Raw genomic sequence first — 17,569 nt, 5'->3', positions numbered from 1 at the left:
TACCAATTCACGAAAGTGTGACAACACTTTTGGGAATTATAGCTATCGCCAAATGTACTAGAACATAAACCCCAAGAATTGACTGGCGGCGCTTCGCGCCGCCAGTCAATTCTTGGGGTTTGATTTGTCCTAATTCAAGTGATTGTAGCTATAAAAAACAAACCCAGTAAGGGTTTTCAAAGCTCAAAATGGCATAGCCATTTTGAGCTTTGGTATAATATCGCCTACGCTTGAGAAAATTAGCGAGAACATGGAATTATTTGATTTGATTGATGGTAATAAAGAGCGTTTTGTCAATGTCATCGTTGATTGCATTGGTATTGACGATCTGCTGACCTATCGGATCCCTGAAGATATCGATATTCAAATCGGAGATATTCTTAGTGTTCCCTTAGGAAATCGTCAAGTTGGAGCGATCGCCTTACAAATTTGCGATACAGCCCAAGTTATAGATACCACAACAGAGATTAAATCAGTAATTGCCGTAGTCAGTTCGGGCATTTTTCCAAAGACATATTGGGAAATGCTGACCCTTACTGCTGATTATTATCGTACGCCTCTCATGCAAACCATAAAAACGGCTCTACCTCCGAAACTATTAGATCAATCTCATTATCGAATTAAAGTAAAGCGCGAAAATATAATTTCCGAAAAGCAGGAACGAGAATCCCCTAAATTGCCAAAAGCGGCTCAGATGGTTTGGGAATTTTTGCAAGCACATCAAGATAACTCAAAGGGGATTAGTCGTCGTTATATCTATCAGAAGCTAGGTAGATATACAAGTTCGGGATTAAAAGAACTTCAAAAACTAGCATGGATTGAAACAACTTTGGAGCTTCCCAATCGCCCAAAGCCCAAATACGAAGATATCGTAATTTTGCTCAAGGCTCCTGATCGGGAATTAACGGAACGGCAAATAGAAGTTCTTACGATTTTGCAACATCAAGGCGGTGAATGTTTAAAAACGCAGTTGTATAAGCTGGCGAAGACAACATCATCAACGGTGCAGAATTTAGCAGATAAAGGCTATCTAGTGATCTCAAAACAGGAATCGCTGCGACTAGGGGGCAAAAGCCATACAGTTACACGCGATCGCCCTAAGGATTTAAATGCCGATCAAGATGCGGCTTTACAACAAATTCTGAAGGCGATCGCCGATCGCCATGCAACCCATTTCCTCTTGCATGGAGTGACGGGTTCTGGCAAAACTGAAGTATATTTGCAGGCGATTGCCCCTGTTTTAGAATCTGGGAAATCGGCGCTAGTCCTCGTTCCTGAAATCGGTTTAACGCCGCAGCTTACTGATCGCTTTCGGGCGAGATTTGGCGATGCCAAGGTGAGCGTTTATCATAGCCAGTTATCGGAGGGTGAGCGGTTTGATACATGGCGCTTGATGCTCGCTGGCGAAGCCCAAGTTGTCATTGGTACGCGATCAGCGGTGTTTGCGCCGCTCTCTAATTTGGGATTAATCGTGATGGATGAGGAACATGATCCCAGTTTCAAGCAGGATCGACCTCAACCCTGTTATCATGCGCGGACGATCGCGATATGGCGATCGCAGTTGGAGAATGTCCCGCTCATATTAGGGTCTGCCACTCCCTCAGCGGAGACTCTATTTGCCCAAAAAGAAAATAATTCTATCTATTTAAAAATGCCCCATCGTATTGGCAATAAACCGATGCCACCGATTGAGATTGTGGATATGCGCGATGAGTTTAAAACTGGGAACTACTCGATTTTGAGTCGCAAACTACAAGAAGCGATCGCGGAAATGTTAGAGAACAAACAACAGGGGATTCTCTTTATCCATCGGCGCGGATATAGCACCTTTGTTTCCTGTCGATCCTGTGGCTATGTGGCTGAATGTCCGAACTGCGATGTTTCCCTTTCCTATCACGATCCCATTAATCCTACGGCTCATCAGCCCAAATCAGCCCATTTACGCTGTCACTATTGCAACTACACGCAAATTCAGCCCAAGTCCTGCCCCCAATGCGGTTCACCCTATTTCAAGCATTTTGGCAGCGGCACGCAAAAAGTGGAGCAGGAACTCGCCAAACTATTCCCCAATATTCGCCTCATTCGCTTTGACAGCGACACCACCCAAAACAAGGATCGCCATCGGTTGCTCATCGATCAATTCCGTTCGGGAGAGGCGGATTTATTAGTGGGAACCCAAATGCTGACTAAGGGTTTGGATATTCCTCAAGTCACCTTAGTCGGCGTGGTTTCTGCGGATGGATTATTAAACTTTTCAGATTATCGTGCGGGCGAGAGAGCCGCCCAGACCTTACTCCAAGTCGCGGGTCGTGCGGGTCGCGGCGAAGAGGAAGGAAGGGTCATCATGCAAACCTATACTCCCGAACATCCTGCCATACAAGCCGTCCAGCAATATCGCCTTGATGAATTTATGCAAACGGAATTGGCAATGCGCGAGTCCTTAAGCTATCCACCCAAGGGGCAAATGGTCTTGATTCATCTCAGTAGCGAGCAAGAACAGGTGGTTGAGAAATCGGCGGATGAGCTAGCGTCATATTTGCGTCAATTGGGAAACAACTGGGATGTCCTAGGGGCAACTCCTGCCGCGATCACGAAAGTTTCTAATCGCTATCGCTGGCAGATTTTGTTGAAATTTGCCCCAGAGGTTTTGCCCGATGTTCCGAGTTTAGAAGAATTACGCATGTTGGTTAATTCTAAAGCCGTGAGAGTAGCGATCGATGTCGATCCCTTAACAATCCTATAGCCGAAACCCAAAAAGGGAATGGCGGCGCTTTGCGCCGCCATTCCCTTCATAAATCAAGGTTGGATCGCGCCTGCGACCATATTAACGAAAGTTCCATATTTCGTAGCGACCATTGCGAAGGGTGAGAATTTGACCTTCGGTGCTACTGGGCAGTACATCCATCCAAACTCTGCTGCCATTCATATCGCTGAATATCAACGAACCATCGCTAGCGAAAGCGATCGCTAATGGATAATGCCGATCGCCTAGATCGACCTTAGAGCGATCGAGCAATAGTAGATATTCAGACTGCCCAGAACCATCGAGATTGACCGATGAGAGCGTCCATTGCTGCTGTACCAAAATACTAAAATCTTCAATGCTCATCGAAACTTGACCGCCCCGTTGCAACTCACCATACATCGCGCGAATCAACCGCTCGATCGTTTTTGGGGAGAGACTTTGCCATTCCACGGGATTTCCCTTAGGCGGATCGAAAGTGCCACCGCTAGTTACCAATGGCGGGATTACGCTTTTGGGTAGCAATGGGGCAAGTATGATCTCCCCAGAAGCGAGTATTCTCAAACGTCCATCATCGCTTACCCAGAGAGACTGAGCCGTTAAGTTAGCTGCTTGCGATTTCCCATAGCCATCGTAGAGCACGATACCTAAATTAGGATTGGTTGCGAGTCCAAGAATTCTCCACAGCACGATTGAAGAGCGATCGCTAAGTTCTTTAAATGGAGCGCTGACCCATTTATCCCCATCTTTGATCAGATTAATATTGACCTCATACCATGCTTGCCCTGATTCCAGCTTTGGTGGTGGTAAAAACCATTCAGATCCCGCATCTTTACCAAGATAGGAAACCGTTCCTAATAATTGTTGGGGCTTGAGGGTAATCGGGGCAAGATCTAGACGCTGCAATAGTTGATTGGAGTCTTTGGTATCCACCTTTTGCGATCGCAGCCAATGTTCGGCGCGGCGCAGTCCATTGCGCTGTAAAACGACCAATCCCCCCCAGAGCTTAATCTCTATGGCATCGGTAAAGGTCATCATCGTGGTTACCCTTGGCCAGATATGGGGGTGATATTTCGCTAACATTTCCGCAATCTTATCCCCCTTATAGCTGGGGTCGTTAGCGATCTCCAAAGCTTCTTTCCATTTACCATCGATGATATTAATCAGGGCTTTTTCCCCTAGATTAGAATTGGAATTTTGAACTCGATCGCTGGTAATCTTGGCATGTAAGGCGATGAGGTCGTACTGTTCTTGCAGAAATGGAGGGAGGGTTTTCCCTTGCGATCGCCATTCATCAACTACTTGGGTGAATTTTTCGAGGGCAGGCGACCATAAACCCACGCTTGCCATGACCAAGGCATCTTGATAGAGCTTGGGTTGATTTTTTGCCTCGTTTAAATTGATTTGTCGCAATTGGACTTTACCAATCTCCGTAGTGTTATTTTCTTCAGGTTGAAAAACCAAGTATAGAGGTTCAAATTCTTGAGTTTGATTGATTACCAATTGCACCGCATTGGAATCATGCGGCAGAACATTACGCCATTTGGGAAGTTCCCCCGTAGAACTCGTCCAAGCATCTAACTCGATTAGCTGCGATCGCTTATCAATGGGAATGTAATAAATTTGACCATAGGCAATACCATCAACATTTCCTGTGGTCGAAAACCAAATCCCTTTAAATTGAGAAGGAGGATCAGTTAATAATGAGAATTTTTTGAGGGGAAGTCGATTGCGCCCCACTTGTAACCGTTCGGGAATTGCGTAGGTGGCATATTTAAGGAGCGGCGATCGCACAAAATACTCATCGAGACCTGCGATCGTGGTCGTACTTAATAACAGGATTTTCTCCTCATTGCGATCGCGCACGGGCTGATAGAGACGAATTTCGCGAATATTTTGGGTTTCGGTTTCTAGAACTGTATAGAGAATCTCACCAGTCGGCAAATTATAACTTTCGCCAAGTTTTAATTGAATGCGCCCTAGTTCTGATTGAATTTGAGAAATGCTTTTAGGGATGTTCCACAGAGAATTCGAGTAAAAGGCGGGAGTATCGGTTGAAGCAAGCCAACTAATGGCCGATGGATTAGAAAGGTAAATTAGCCCTAGGGCAATTAGCCCCCCGACGAGGGGAATACTTGTGACAATGCCAAAATTTGACCATGTAAAGCGATCGCGCAGGTCAATTTCTGGTGATGCATTTGATTCATTCGATGCATTCGATGCATTAATATTCTGTGGCTCTAGACGATGATCTAACCGCTCTAACTGGCGATCGCCTTGGGTTTTAACCAGCTCACTTGATTGCTCGACTGGGTCGGCATGAGCAACTTCGCGATCGGGCTTAACGCGATCGGTCTTAACAAGATCGCCAAAAGGTTTTGAGGATTCAGGTAAAGATTCCATGCGCGGCATCGTCAATCTCGTACGGTTGCCATAGCCTAACATATTGATGCAAATATGGGCATTGCTAAAGCCGTGAAGAGTGTACAGCCCGCTACGCGGGCTGTACACTCTTCACGGCTTAGCTGCTTAGAGTTATTTAGGATTTATCTATATTCACCCATTGGGTAAGTAGCTGGGCATAATTAAAAACCAGAATCAAAACCTGTAGCGCACGCTGCGCGTGCGCTACAGGTTTTGGGGCTTTATATTTGATTGCGCCCAGCTACTTAATATGGAATTGGTTTACTATTTTTAAAGAAAAGGGCTAAGATTGCATTAGCTTAAGTTTGTGGCGATCGCTGTAACCCAGCAAACTAATCGACCATAAATCGATCATAAATCGACCATAAATTTAAGTAGTTCCAGTCGCTTCACAAGTTACGTTTCCACATAAACATTCATGAACTAACGCATTATGTCTACAACATCTCAAGAGTCCCAAGTTGCTCAAGACCGAATTATCTTTTTTGACACCACATTGCGCGATGGCGAACAGTCCCCAGGCGCAACTCTGAACGTGGAGCAAAAACTGCTAATCGCTCAGCAACTGGCTCGACTTGGGGTAGACATTATTGAGGCTGGATTTCCCTTTGCCAGCAAAGGCGATTTTCATGCCGTCCAAGAAATTGCCAAGCTCGTTGGCACAGAAAATGGACCGACGATTTGTGGTTTAGCTAGAGCTACCAAATCTGATATTGATGCGGCGGCTGAAGCCGTCAAGCCTGCGGCGAAAAGTAGAATTCATACTTTCCTCGCCACTTCCGATATCCATTTGGAATATAAACTTCGGAAAACTCGGGCTGAGGTTTTGGCGATCGTGCCCGAAATGGTTGCCCATGCCAAATCAAAGGTTGCCGATGTCGAGTTTTCACCCGAAGATGCAGGACGATCCGATCCAGAGTTTCTCTATCAAGTCCTCGAAGCTGCGATCGCCGCAGGGGCAACGACAGTTAATATTCCCGATACGGTCGGTTATTTGACACCCTCCGAATTTGGAGCCTTGATCAAGGGTATTAAAGACAATGTCTCGAATATCGATCGCGCCATTATTTCCGTCCATGGTCACAACGATCTTGGTTTGGCAGTGGCGAACTTCCTTGAAGCGGCTAAGAATGGGGCGCGGCAGATGGAATGCACGATCAATGGTATCGGTGAACGAGCAGGCAATGCCGCCCTTGAAGAGTTGGTGATGGCTTTGCATGTCCGTCGGGCTTACTTTAATAGCTTCCTCGGTCGTCCCATTGATTCCACGGCTCCCCTCTGCAATATTGACACCAAGCAGATCTATAAGACTTCGCGCCTCGTGTCCAATCTCACGGGCATGTTAGTACAGCCCAATAAGGCGATCGTGGGCGCTAATGCCTTTGCCCATGAGTCGGGCATCCATCAGGATGGCGTATTAAAAAATCGTCTCACCTATGAAATTATGGATGCTCAATCCATTGGGTTGACTGACAACTTGATCGTCCTCGGTAAGCTTTCGGGAAGAAATGCCTTGAGTTCTCGGTTGAGGGAACTTGGCTTTGAACTTTCGGAGCAGGAACTTAATGCCGCGTTTGTTCGGTTTAAAGAGCTTGCTGATAAAAAACGGGAAATTAGCGATCGCGATTTAGAAGCGATCGTCAATGATGAAATCCGTCATGCTCCCGAAGCCTTCAAGCTTGAACAAGTCCAAGTAAGTTGTGGCGATCGCGCTATCCCCACCGCTACGGTCACAATTGTGATGCCTGACGGTCAAGAAATCACCGATGCCTCCACTGGGACTGGCCCCGTCGATGCGATTTACAAAGCGATTAATCGCATTGTGAAAGTACCAAATCAATTGATCGAGTACTCGGTGCAATCGGTGACCGCAGGGATCGATGCCCTCGGCGAAGTCACGATTCGACTCAAACATCCAGATGCGGGTACGCTTTCAGGACATTCGGCAAATACTGACATTATTGTTGCCTCGGCAAGAGCCTATCTTAGTGCTCTCAATAAACTCTACTTTGCGTTGCAAATTCCCAGTACCAAAATTGGCGATCGCGAAAAACTTCAAAAAGAAGCTTCTTTGTAAAAGCCTTTAAGAAAGCAGCCTTGCATTGCAAGGCTGCTTTCTTAATTCACACAAATTCATATAAATTCATACAAGTATAGTCACATTCACCCATCGACTTGATCCCAACCTAAAACCTTTGGCGCACACTGCGTGTGCGCCAAAGGTTTTAGGTTGGGATCTTAATTATGTTGAGGTACTTATAGCGTGGCGTGCGCCATAATTGGGGGATGTTTAATTTCGCTCGGCTACGGATCCAAAAAGTGAAATAGTTATAGGCATGATGTTAATTACAATGGTAAAAGATGCAAGAACGCGATGAATCTCAACGATCTGTAAAGACTCAAGAAAAAGAATTGGCAAAAAAACTAAAATTTGCCAATAATAGTGGATTTCAGGCAGAACTCAGACGTAGAGTTGATGAACTCTTTCAAAATGGCAATCTCAAAGAACGCGATTGCCCTCAGATGTATACCAAAACCGCAATTCTGTTATTGGGCTTTTTCGGAACTTACGCAGTCCTAGTCCTTCTTGCTCAGTCTTGGTGGCAAGTTGGTATTTTATGTATTGTTCTCGGTGTGATCACCGCAGGCATCGGTTTTAGTATCCAGCATGATGGGGCACATCATGCCTATTCCAATTCTTTATGGGTAAATAAACTCATGGCGATGAGTTTGGATGTAATTGGTGGCAGTTCTTATATTTGGCATTGGAAACATGATGTCCTCCATCATACCTACGTTAATATTGCTGGGTACGATATGGATTTAGAGGTAGGAATTTTTGGTCGTCTTTCACCTACCCATGCCCATCTCCCCTTTCACCGTTGGCAACATTATTATTTGTGGCTGCTATATGGCTTGCTGGCGATCAAATGGCATTTTTATGATGATTTTTATTGTTTGATTACAGGGAAAATCGGCGATCGCCCTTACCCTCGCCCCAAGCGGAGCAATCTTGCTATATTTTTTGTCGGAAAGGGGATTTTCTTGTCGCTCGTCTTTGGCATTCCTTTGTTATTGCATTCTTTTGGGCAAGTCTTCGCAAGCTATGTATTAGTCGCCGTTACTTTAGGAATTGTTCTGAGTGTCGTATTCCAATTAGCGCATGTAGTTGAGGAGGCAAATTTTCCTGTTGCCAAAGCTTGTGTCATTGAAAATGATTGGGCTATCCATCAGATCGAGACCACTGTCAACTTCTCCCGTAATAATCCCTACGTAACATGGTTGCTTGGTGGTCTAAATTTCCAAGTCGAACATCATTTATTTCCGAATATTTGCCATATTAATTATCCAGAAGTTTCCAAGGTCGTCGAGCAAACCTGTCAGGAATTTGGCGTGAGATACAATCAGCATGGATCTGTATGGGCGGGGTTTCGTTCTCATTTCCGTTGGTTGCGGCGGATGGGAACATGTAAATCGCTATAAATAAAGAAGGAGCGCAAAGCGCTCCTTCTTTATTTATAGCTAGGACATAAACCCCAAGAATTGACTGGCGGCGCTTCGCGCCGCCAGTCAATTCTTGGGGTTTGATTTGTCCTAATTCAAGTGACTGTAGCTATATAGCGATTTACATTAGCTACTTAGTAACTATCGGTCTTACTAACGGTGGTATTAATTAATTGCTGGTTGGCTTGATTCAAACGATCGGCGATCGCTTCACGCACATTAAAGTTAACCTCAGGATCGGCAAGAACGTCTTGCGCCATTTCACGATAAACGGCACTGGTCGTTAAATCCACTTGATCTAGTTGGTTGAGGTTTTCATAAACGGTCTCAGGTGAAACCGATACATTACTTTCCATAATTTAATTTTTCCCTATATTTATACCAATTCCCGAAGGTGCGACAACACTTTCGGAAATTAAAAACCAAACCCAGTAAGGGTTTTCAAAGCTGAAAATAGCGTAGCCATTTTCAGCTTTGGTATTACTTTATGGCGTTTTCTCAGCTTTTCAGAACCGATAAGTAGCAAGGCGCAATCCAACATAAAACCCTAAAACCTTTAGCAAAAGCGGCTTGGGCTAAGGGCTTGGGCTAAGGGTTTTGACGCTGGGTTTTAATCATGCCCAGCTACTGAGTACCAACAGCGGAAAATTTGGCTTAGGGTAAATCGGTATCACCCATCAGATAGCGATCGCATTCACGGGCAGCGCCACGACCTTCGTTAATCGCCCAAACAATGAGACTTTGTCCGCGACGACAATCGCCAGCGGCAAAGACATTAGGAAGACTGGTGGTGAATTGACCATGATTAGCTTTGACGTTACTGCGAGGATCGCGTTCTAAGCCTAGAGAATCAAGTAAAGGTTGTTCTGGACCAAGGAAACCCATTGCCAACAGTACGATCTGTGCGGGGATTACCTTTTCCGTACCAGCTACTTGCTTGGGAATGAATTGACCTTTGTCATTACGCTCCCATTGCACCTGTACGGTATGAACAGCTTTCACCTGACCGTCTTCGTCCCCTTCGATTTTAGTCGCTGTGGTGATATATGCTCTGGGATCGTCACCAAACTTTGCACGAGCTTCTTCCTGTCCGTAGTCCAATTTATAGACCTTCGGCCATTCTGGCCAAGGATTATCCTTAGCACGAGTTTCGGGAGGCTTAGGCATGATTTCTAATTGCACAACGCTGGTGCAGCCATGACGAATTGATGTGCCAACGCAATCAGTACCAGTATCACCACCACCGATAATCACAACATCTTTGCCCTGCGCAGAGATAAAGCCATCTCCTGACTTACCATTGAGAACTGTCTTGGTATTGGCGGTGAGAAATTCCATCGCAAAATGAATCCCCTTAAGCTCTCGTCCTTCAATACTGAGATCACGGGGTTTCGTTGCCCCAGTACAAAGGACGATCGCATCAAATTCTTTGAGTAGATCTGCTGCGGCTAAATCCTTACCGACTTCGGTATTACAGACAAATTTCACACCCTCTTTTTCGAGGATATCCAAACGCCGCAACACGACCTTTTGCTTATCCAATTTCATATTGGGAATGCCATACATCAGCAGTCCGCCTGGGCGATCGGCACGTTCGTAGATCGTGACCCAATGTCCTGCTTTGTTAAGCTGTGCGGCCGCGCTTAGCCCTGCGGGTCCCGAACCAATGACGGCAACTTTTTTGCCCGTGCGCTTTGTCGGTGGTTCGGGGATAATCCAACCTTCTTCCCAACCCTTATCCACGATCGAATATTCAATATTTTTAATCGTGACTGGTGGATTGGTGATCCCTAGGACACAGGAGCCTTCACAGGGGGCGGGACATACCCGTCCTGTAAATTCGGGAAAGTTGTTAGTTTTATGCAGGCGATCGAGCGCCTCGCGCCATAGCCCACGATATACCAAGTCATTCCATTCGGGGATCAAATTATTGACTGGGCATCCGCTTGCCATACCGCTAATTAGATTTCCTGTGTGGCAAAAAGGCGTGCCACAGTCCATACATCTCGCGCCCTGTGTACGTAGATTTTCATCGGGCATATGGACATGAAATTCATCCCAATTTTTAATGCGATCGCTTGGTGGTATTTCCGTTGGTGCTTCGCGAAGGTACTCAATAAATCCTGTCGGTTTTCCCATTAGTTTGCGTTTCTAAGTTTTGCTAAAAAGCCTATAAATCATTTTTAAACTGCCTACTCTGATTCTAAGCATAATTGGCGAGATTCTTTAATATTAGTTAACATTCAAACCACAAAACAATATATATAGCTGTCGCCAAGTGTATTAGGACATAAACCCCAAGAATTGAGTGGCGGCGCTTCGCGCCGCCACTCAATTCTTGGGGTTTGATTTGTCCTTATTCAAGTGGCTGTAGCTATAGCTGCTGCCAGTCTTGTTATACCAAATCACAAAATGGCGTAGCCATTTTGTGATTTTAAAACCCAAAAGGCAAAAGGCGGCGCGAAGCGCCGCCTTTTGCCTTTTGTAATAAGAGCGTGGCGATAGGTCACGCGGAGCCTGACCCTAATCTTGATCTTTAGTTAAACCAGATCGTAAAGTTGAAAAGGTTGCTGCCAAAGGCACGGAGCATTTCATTCCAAACATTCATATTAGTAACAGTTCCTTTCTCAAGATAGGGTGTGGCGGCAGTACCTTGAAACCATGACACCAGATCGAAGGGGCGTGGCTCCGTAAAAATGCGAGGGAAATTAATACTTAATTTCGCATCCCGCCAGAAGGGAAGATTCTTTTTGGCGGTCAGAATTGACTCAATCTCATCAAGGCTTTGGAACCATGCTTTCACCATATCATCGGTTACCCTCGCTTGGGGGATTACCGATACTTGTTTAGGGTTGGGAATCCATTCGCGATCGTTGTCGGTTTCTGCAAGAATGGATTGCCAAGACTCGCGACTGAGGCTGATTATTGATTTCAAGTGATTGAGGATCGTCTTCATGCGCTGGGGCTCTGCTAGGGGAAATTTCGTAAGATGAACCGCCGACACTAAATCAAGAATTTCAAAGGGACTGAAACTATAACCATATTCATCGGGTGATTCCCTACGTGGTGTGATTAAAAATTTATGGGGTGTATCTACCCTTTGGAAAAACAAGTGAGCGCAAGATTCAAACAGCTCCCGACTGTCATAGGCTCGCAAAAACTCACCGATCGCTCCCAGTACATGGGTATATCCCTGCAACCACAGCGCATCCCCGCGATCAAACGCAATTAAAAACTGTTGTGCGTCTTTTTCGGTAACATTTGCACCTGTAATAGCATTAAAGATCTGCCACAGCATTTCATCATCGGTAGCCTTGCCATTACCGTCAAAGTCTAGACGGATTAGTCCGAGACGCAATGCTAGTTTAAAGTTTCCATCCTTAATCGGTTCAAGGGTATTACGGACAGTGGCAAGATCGTCAATCCACGCTTGAAAAACCTGTTGAAGTCCCTCATAGGTTAGAGTTTGGGGTTGGGGATTTTTGGGGATTGGTAAGCGTAAAAATGGTACTAAACCGTTTAAAGGTGTCTGCATCATCCCATAACGATAAAGTGACTGTATTAGCCTCTCAGTACCGCGCATGAATTGGATTGCGCCCAGCCCTAAGCGAGCCTTGTCATCTTTGAGGTTAGTTTGCAAATAGTCGCTAAAAACCTTTTCGCCTTCGGCAAATTTTCCAGAGGTGAGGTAGGGATCGGGTAATGGGGCGATCGCAGCCTGAGTAGGCTGTAATGCGATCGTGGTCGCAATCATCAAGCTAGAAACCAAAATAGCAATCAGCGATCGCCATATCCACTGCATCTTCCTTGGCATATCCAAACTCCTAGTCACAAAAACAAATGACTCAAGAAATGACTCAAGGAAAGCTTACATCATTTGTTTTTGTGGAGGTAAGGGACTTGCGATTTAATGAAGTACCAAATATAAAACCAGAATAGTTGGGGCGGCGGAGCCGCCCTAACTGCCCTAACTATTCTGGCAAATTGCGCCTAGCTGCTTAGGTCAAGGAAATTCAAGAAAGACCTTAACAGTAAGCGCTAATGTCTTCACCACAGCGATCGACAAGGAAACAGAGTGCGCGAAATCTGAGCCCAATCAACTCATCGTAAACGGGATTGAATTTACAAAGTGGAGGGATCTGAAGTAACGTACGTTTTCTGAACTTAATGGTGCGTTCAAAGGGGCATTGGGCGGGAATTAGCTTGGCAATAAAATGCGCTGTGCGCGGCTTTTGAATTTCAAAGTTATCGATTTTCTGACGTAGCGGTTTTAGTAGATCGAAGACTGCTTTCGGTTGAGGGCGACCAATATACGAGGTTTCCCCATTAAATCCTGTGCTGTTAATACTTGACATATTTACCAAACGCTCTCAAATCACAGTGTGTACGCTTTAAGCGATCATGTTATCAATCGTAACATAATCATCTCGAATAGAGGGTTAGACAAATCATTATTCATTCTTATGTATGAGATTGTAGATACAAACAGAAGAACATTGCTCTTCCCCCAATCCTTAATAAGTTAAATCTTACCCATCTGTCTGTATAGACGATCGCTATAGATGGATTTGTACCAATTGATGATCAATAGCAAATAGAGTTTACATAGGACATATAGCTGCCACCAATCTTGTTAGGACAAAATTAAACCCCAAAAGAATCGCCCCAAAAGATCAGAGATATTTCTTGTTAGCGAATTAGGCGCGGCTGGGAATTGGTCCACGCCGATGAGAAACAGTAATCGAATCTTGTAAAAATTGGCGCAAATGCTGAACATGAGCATTATCAGCGAAGGTAACTAGTTTTTCGAGGGCTTCCACTAGAGTGAGATCTTGATGGTAAAGCAAACGAAAAGCCGACTTCAGAGCTTGTTGAGTTTCCCCATCAAGTCCTGCGCGATCGATGCCGACTCGATTTAGAGTCCGTACGCGGGAGGGATTGCCCTCAACTAAGGTATAGGGAGGGACATCGCGCTCAATTCGACTCATGCCACCTACCATGGATAGACGACCAATACGCACAAACTGGTGCACCCCCAGAACGCCACTGATTCTGGCATGGGACTCGATGTAGACATGACCCGCCAAGGCGACTCCGTTGGCTATAATCACTCGATCTTCAATTTCACAGTTATGCCCTACATGAACATAGGCCATCAGCAAATTTCCGTTGCCAATATAGGTAACTTCATCGGCTTCATTGGCTCGATTAATCGTCACATATTCACGAATGCGGTTATCATTACCGATTCGGACAAGACTATTAGCACCCGCATATTTCAAATCTTGTGAATCTAACCCGATCGCCGCTCCTGGATAAATTTGGTTGCGATCGCCAATTTCGGTTCTTCCTTCGACAATAGCATGATGTCCAATGACAGTATGAGCGCCAATTTTCACCTGCTCACCGATGACAGCATAAGCTCCAACTTTGACAGTCGGATGTAGTTGGGCATCAGGATGCACTATGGCTGTCGGGTGAATAAATTCAGACACAGGCGCATGAGACACAGGCATAAAAAGTTTGGCTCGCTTGATACTAAGATAGATCGCTTTGTTTGCGATCGCTTGGATCGCCAGATGACGAATAAAGTAATGCTTTACAAGATTTTTTCTAGAGCTAAGAAGGACTCTAAAAAATATTTTCTAAAGATTAACTAAGGAAAACATCAATTCACCTTCGCAGACTAGTTGACCATCAACTTCTGCACGCCCATGCATCTTACCAAAGCGCTTGCGCGATACAAGCAATTTGGTGGTGATCGTTAAGCGATCTCCAGGGACGACAGGGCGACGAAATCGAACTTTATCGATTCCCGCAAATAGTGAAAGTTGATCTTCCATGCCAGGTAAATGTCTTAGTACAATACCGCCTACTTGCGCCATCGCTTCAACAATTAATACCCCTGGCATGATCGGACGCTCAGGAAAATGCCCCTGAAAAAATGGCTCATTAAAGGTTACATTCTTAATCCCTGTCGCAGATTTGTTTGGCACAAAATCAATGATGCGATCTACCAACAAAAATGGATAGCGGTGAGGTAAAAGTTTCTGAATATCTTCGATCATTAAGACGGGACTAGGAGGGGTATTTTCCAGTTCAGTATTAATGTCGGTACTATGTATGGTGTTTTCTTCGGTCAAAGTTGACATATTAAGTATTAAGTTTGCGGTGTTTTAGAGCTAGGTCGGACGATGCAACGCATTGACCTTGCTAACTTCTAGAGACTTGCTTGGTCGCTAAGGCGATCGCAAATTCGGCATGAAGATTATGACTAGCTTTGTAGGCAAGAATATGCGCTCTCGGTAAAAATCCTAGCAAGCTTAGGTCACCAATGAGATCTAAAAGTTTATGACGACAGGGCTCATTCTCAAAACGCAGGGGTGGATTGATCCAGCGGTCGGCATCGCAGACGATCGCATTTTCTAAACTACCACCTTTGATCAGCCCTGCGGCTCTCGCTTGGTCGATATAGGCCGCGAGGGTAAAAGTCCGCGCAGGGGCGATTTCGGTAGCAAATTTTGAGGAAAATTCGGCAATGGGGGGTGACCAACTAAACCACTGCTCACCGATCGCCTTCGTGGGGAAAGCAATGCCATAGGTAAACCGCAAGGTATCGGCAGGAATTGCCGTGACAAAACCATCTCCTTTCCAAACTGTGACGGGTTCGGCTAGGGATACTAAGCAGTCGCCTTCAACCTGCGTCTTGACCCCGACTTGGGCGATCGCCTCTACCCAAGGCATCGCCGAACCATCAAGGATTGGTAGTTCAGGGCGATCGAGCTCAATACAGGCATTATGGATGCCCATACCAAACAATGCTGACAACAGGTGCTCAACCGTACGCACACCAGTGCCATTGTGCCGTAGTTCCGTGGATAGCTGTGAGGCAGAAACTACATTGGTATCCGCAGGTATTTTAGTACCGTTATAAATAAAGTAGCGACCTGAGTCGATAGGGGCAGGACTGACGGTCACAGAAACTTGCTCGCCACTATGCAATCCAATCCCCGATAAAGAAAAAGGAGAGGCGATCGTCTGTTGGTAGAGCATGACTAGAATTTCTCTCCTAGACCAAAGCTAAACTGGTTGCCGCCATTGGAGGATAGCCCGTAATCCACCCTGATCGAACCGAGCGGTGACTGTACCCGTACCCCAATGCCATAACCAGCGCCATTGCCTGGCTTGTTTCTCACCCCCGCAGGGTTGCCAGGTACGGCTGAGGCTGAGCCTAAATCAGTACCGTAATCGAAGAACAAGACCCCACCAACAATGTTAAATACGGGGAAACGATATTCTGCGGAGAAGATACCAAAGCTGCGACCGCTACCAATTTTACCTTCATCCCAACCGCGTACCGAGTTGCTGCCGCCGAGTTGAAATGCTTCGTAGGGGGGTAATGTGCCGATGACCGTTCCTGCCTGAATGTTAAAGGCGAGGGCTTGCGTTCCTTCTGAAAAATTCAAGAAATTAACGGGCATATAAAAACTATAACTAGCCCGAACCCGATTTAAGAAAATTGAACCTAATCCAATGGGGATAGACTGTTCGGTGGCAATCCGAAATACAGAGCCTGAAGAGGGTTTAATCGGATTATCTCGCTGATCGCTAGCATAGGCAAGTTGCAGTAATAGTAAATCATCCTGCCCAGTGCCACTAGTACTGAGCTGATTGCCTAACGAGTCAGTGGCGGCGATCGCATTGTTCGTATTGTTCAGAACACTAACGCGCTGATAGCGGAAACCAAGGGATGCTGTATCACGAGAACTCAATGGGCGCGAAAAACTAAACCCAAGTCCCAGACGATTTATAACTGGCTGATCGTTATTTGCCCCGATGCCCACGCTGCCATCAAAGATATAGCTATAGGCGCGTTGATTGAAAATATTTGCCGAAAATGAGGTGTGGTAGGGGTCGCCAGCCAACCAAGGATCGGTAAAGTTGAGGTCGAATAATAACGAAGTTGTACCAACTTGAACATCTAATCCGAGTTTTTGGTTGTTGCCACCAAGGTTTTGCTGTTGGAAACTGACAGTACCGAATAAACCCGTAGAGGAGCTTATCCCAGCACCTGCGGAGATGGAGCCCGTATTTCTTTCTTTGACATTGACTGTCACGACGACTTTACGGGGATCGGTACCGGGGGCAAGCCCAATATTGAGATCGTCAAATAGCCCTAAACCATAGACCTTTTGGAGATCGCTTTGAACAGTATTTTTATTAAAGATCTCCCCTTCTTTAATTGTCAATTCGCGAGTAATGATGAAATCACGGGTAGTGCCAGTCACAGGCTTGCCGTCTTTATCGACAGTTTTACCATCTTCGTTAATAAAAGCGACTTTGATTGCCTCGATCGCCCCCTCGGAAACCACCAGATTAATATTTCCTTCTGGCGTAGCCTTGATATCAACTACTTGGGCTAAAACATAGCCCTTATCTTGATAGTACTTCTCAAGCTCCTTTACCCCAGCTTGGATGTCTTTGAGGTTAGTAACTTTACCGATCTGCGAACCGAAAATTCGATTAATTACGCCATCTTCGAGAACTTTAGTACCATCGGCATTAACAGATTTGAGGACGGGATTGGGGAGTACAAAGAATGTTACACGTACGCCAATATCGGTGTCTTCTGGCTCAGCCTGTACATTGGAGAAGAAGCCCGTCGCAAATACTGCGTTGATGTCGGATTGGAGCTGGGTGCGCGTTACCGTGCGTCCTGGTTTGGTTGAGATCGCGTCATAAATTCTTTGTTCTAGCTCAGGAGGTAGGGGGGGCTGACCTTCGGGAGTCTTGATCGCGACTTCTCCTACTAATACTTGAATTTCATTGGTAGTGGTAGGAGTAGTGGCGGGGGGGGTAAAAGTGGGGTTGGTATTTTGTGGCGCAGGAGTACTGGGG

The 17,569-nt window shown here is 45.7% G+C and carries 12 protein-coding genes; 3 read left to right on the top strand and 9 right to left on the bottom strand.

Features of this window, described 5'->3' with window-relative positions:
• The first annotated feature begins 250 nt into the window (after positions 1-250).
• Positions 251-2,743 (top strand): primosomal protein N', encoded by a 2,493-nt coding sequence (gene priA, locus PseudUWO310_RS05375; RefSeq protein WP_142599735.1) that lies wholly within the window; start codon positions 251-253, stop codon positions 2,741-2,743.
• A gap of 81 nt (positions 2,744-2,824) precedes the next feature.
• Here the strand turns inward: priA and PseudUWO310_RS05370 are convergent, their stop codons facing one another.
• Positions 2,825-5,254, bottom strand: a complete 2,430-nt coding sequence (locus PseudUWO310_RS05370; RefSeq protein ID WP_142599734.1) for a hypothetical protein — start codon at positions 5,252-5,254, stop codon at positions 2,825-2,827.
• 346 nt (positions 5,255-5,600) lie between these two features.
• On the opposite strand from PseudUWO310_RS05370, the gene PseudUWO310_RS05365 reads away from it, so the two are divergent.
• Positions 5,601-7,244 carry a 2-isopropylmalate synthase gene (locus PseudUWO310_RS05365; protein WP_142599733.1) on the top strand — a complete coding sequence of 548 codons (1,644 nt, stop codon included), beginning with the start codon at positions 5,601-5,603 and terminating at the stop codon, positions 7,242-7,244.
• A gap of 284 nt (positions 7,245-7,528) precedes the next feature.
• Positions 7,529-8,650: a fatty acid desaturase family protein gene (locus PseudUWO310_RS05360; protein ID WP_142599732.1), complete on the top strand. Its 1,122-nt coding sequence runs from the start codon at positions 7,529-7,531 to the stop codon at positions 8,648-8,650.
• A gap of 155 nt (positions 8,651-8,805) precedes the next feature.
• On the opposite strand, the gene PseudUWO310_RS05355 is transcribed toward PseudUWO310_RS05360, so the two are convergent.
• The 8 genes from PseudUWO310_RS05355 to PseudUWO310_RS05320 all read right to left on the bottom strand — a co-directional run.
• Entirely contained in the window at positions 8,806-9,027 is a 222-nt protein-coding gene (locus PseudUWO310_RS05355) for a hypothetical protein (protein WP_009626405.1), read from the bottom strand.
• 298 nt (positions 9,028-9,325) lie between these two features.
• Positions 9,326-10,810: a glutamate synthase subunit beta gene (locus tag PseudUWO310_RS05350; RefSeq protein WP_142599731.1), complete on the bottom strand. Its 1,485-nt coding sequence runs from the start codon at positions 10,808-10,810 to the stop codon at positions 9,326-9,328.
• 397 nt (positions 10,811-11,207) lie between these two features.
• Positions 11,208-12,485 carry a hypothetical protein gene (locus tag PseudUWO310_RS05345; RefSeq protein ID WP_142599730.1) on the bottom strand — a complete coding sequence of 426 codons (1,278 nt, stop codon included), beginning with the start codon at positions 12,483-12,485 and terminating at the stop codon, positions 11,208-11,210.
• A gap of 211 nt (positions 12,486-12,696) precedes the next feature.
• Positions 12,697-13,026, bottom strand: a complete 330-nt coding sequence (locus tag PseudUWO310_RS05340) for a Mo-dependent nitrogenase C-terminal domain-containing protein (RefSeq protein WP_142599729.1) — start codon at positions 13,024-13,026, stop codon at positions 12,697-12,699.
• Positions 13,027-13,368: 342 nt separating this feature from the next.
• Positions 13,369-14,187, bottom strand: coding sequence for an acyl-ACP--UDP-N-acetylglucosamine O-acyltransferase (gene lpxA, locus PseudUWO310_RS05335; protein ID WP_009625442.1), 819 nt, complete (start codon positions 14,185-14,187; stop codon positions 13,369-13,371).
• 129 nt (positions 14,188-14,316) lie between these two features.
• The gene (gene fabZ / locus PseudUWO310_RS05330) at positions 14,317-14,823 is read right to left on the bottom strand and encodes a 3-hydroxyacyl-ACP dehydratase FabZ (protein ID WP_142599728.1); all 507 of its coding nucleotides are present in this window, start codon (positions 14,821-14,823) and stop codon (positions 14,317-14,319) included.
• A 61-nt stretch (positions 14,824-14,884) separates the two neighbouring features.
• Positions 14,885-15,724, bottom strand: a complete 840-nt coding sequence (lpxC, locus tag PseudUWO310_RS05325) for a UDP-3-O-acyl-N-acetylglucosamine deacetylase (RefSeq protein ID WP_142599727.1) — start codon at positions 15,722-15,724, stop codon at positions 14,885-14,887.
• Positions 15,725-15,726: 2 nt separating this feature from the next.
• The coding region (locus PseudUWO310_RS05320; protein ID WP_142599726.1) for a BamA/TamA family outer membrane protein at positions 15,727-17,569 on the bottom strand (1,843 nt) is incomplete at its 5' end.

The sequence above is a fragment of the Pseudanabaena sp. UWO310 genome (assembly GCF_006861605.1).
Taxonomy (GTDB): Bacteria; Cyanobacteriota; Cyanobacteriia; order Pseudanabaenales; family Pseudanabaenaceae; genus Pseudanabaena.
The sequence above is the reverse complement of the archived record's forward strand: the minus strand, read 5'-3'. Positions and strand labels throughout refer to the sequence as shown.

What these genes read in the sequence shown, in the direction of transcription:
- priA (WP_142599735.1), top strand. Translation starts at nt 251, where the DNA reads ATGGAATTATTTGATTTGATTGATGGTAATAAAGAGCGTTTTGTCAAT.
- PseudUWO310_RS05365 (WP_142599733.1), top strand. Translation starts at nt 5,601, where the DNA reads ATGTCTACAACATCTCAAGAGTCCCAAGTTGCTCAAGACCGAATTATC.
- PseudUWO310_RS05360 (WP_142599732.1), top strand. Translation starts at nt 7,529, where the DNA reads ATGCAAGAACGCGATGAATCTCAACGATCTGTAAAGACTCAAGAAAAA.
- PseudUWO310_RS05355 (WP_009626405.1), bottom strand. Translation starts at nt 9,027, where the DNA reads ATGGAAAGTAATGTATCGGTTTCACCTGAGACCGTTTATGAAAACCTC.
- PseudUWO310_RS05350 (WP_142599731.1), bottom strand. Translation starts at nt 10,810, where the DNA reads ATGGGAAAACCGACAGGATTTATTGAGTACCTTCGCGAAGCACCAACG.
- PseudUWO310_RS05345 (WP_142599730.1), bottom strand. Translation starts at nt 12,485, where the DNA reads ATGCCAAGGAAGATGCAGTGGATATGGCGATCGCTGATTGCTATTTTG.
- PseudUWO310_RS05340 (WP_142599729.1), bottom strand. Translation starts at nt 13,026, where the DNA reads ATGTCAAGTATTAACAGCACAGGATTTAATGGGGAAACCTCGTATATT.
- lpxA (WP_009625442.1), bottom strand. Translation starts at nt 14,187, where the DNA reads ATGCCTGTGTCTCATGCGCCTGTGTCTGAATTTATTCACCCGACAGCC.
- fabZ (WP_142599728.1), bottom strand. Translation starts at nt 14,823, where the DNA reads ATGTCAACTTTGACCGAAGAAAACACCATACATAGTACCGACATTAAT.
- lpxC (WP_142599727.1), bottom strand. Translation starts at nt 15,724, where the DNA reads ATGCTCTACCAACAGACGATCGCCTCTCCTTTTTCTTTATCGGGGATT.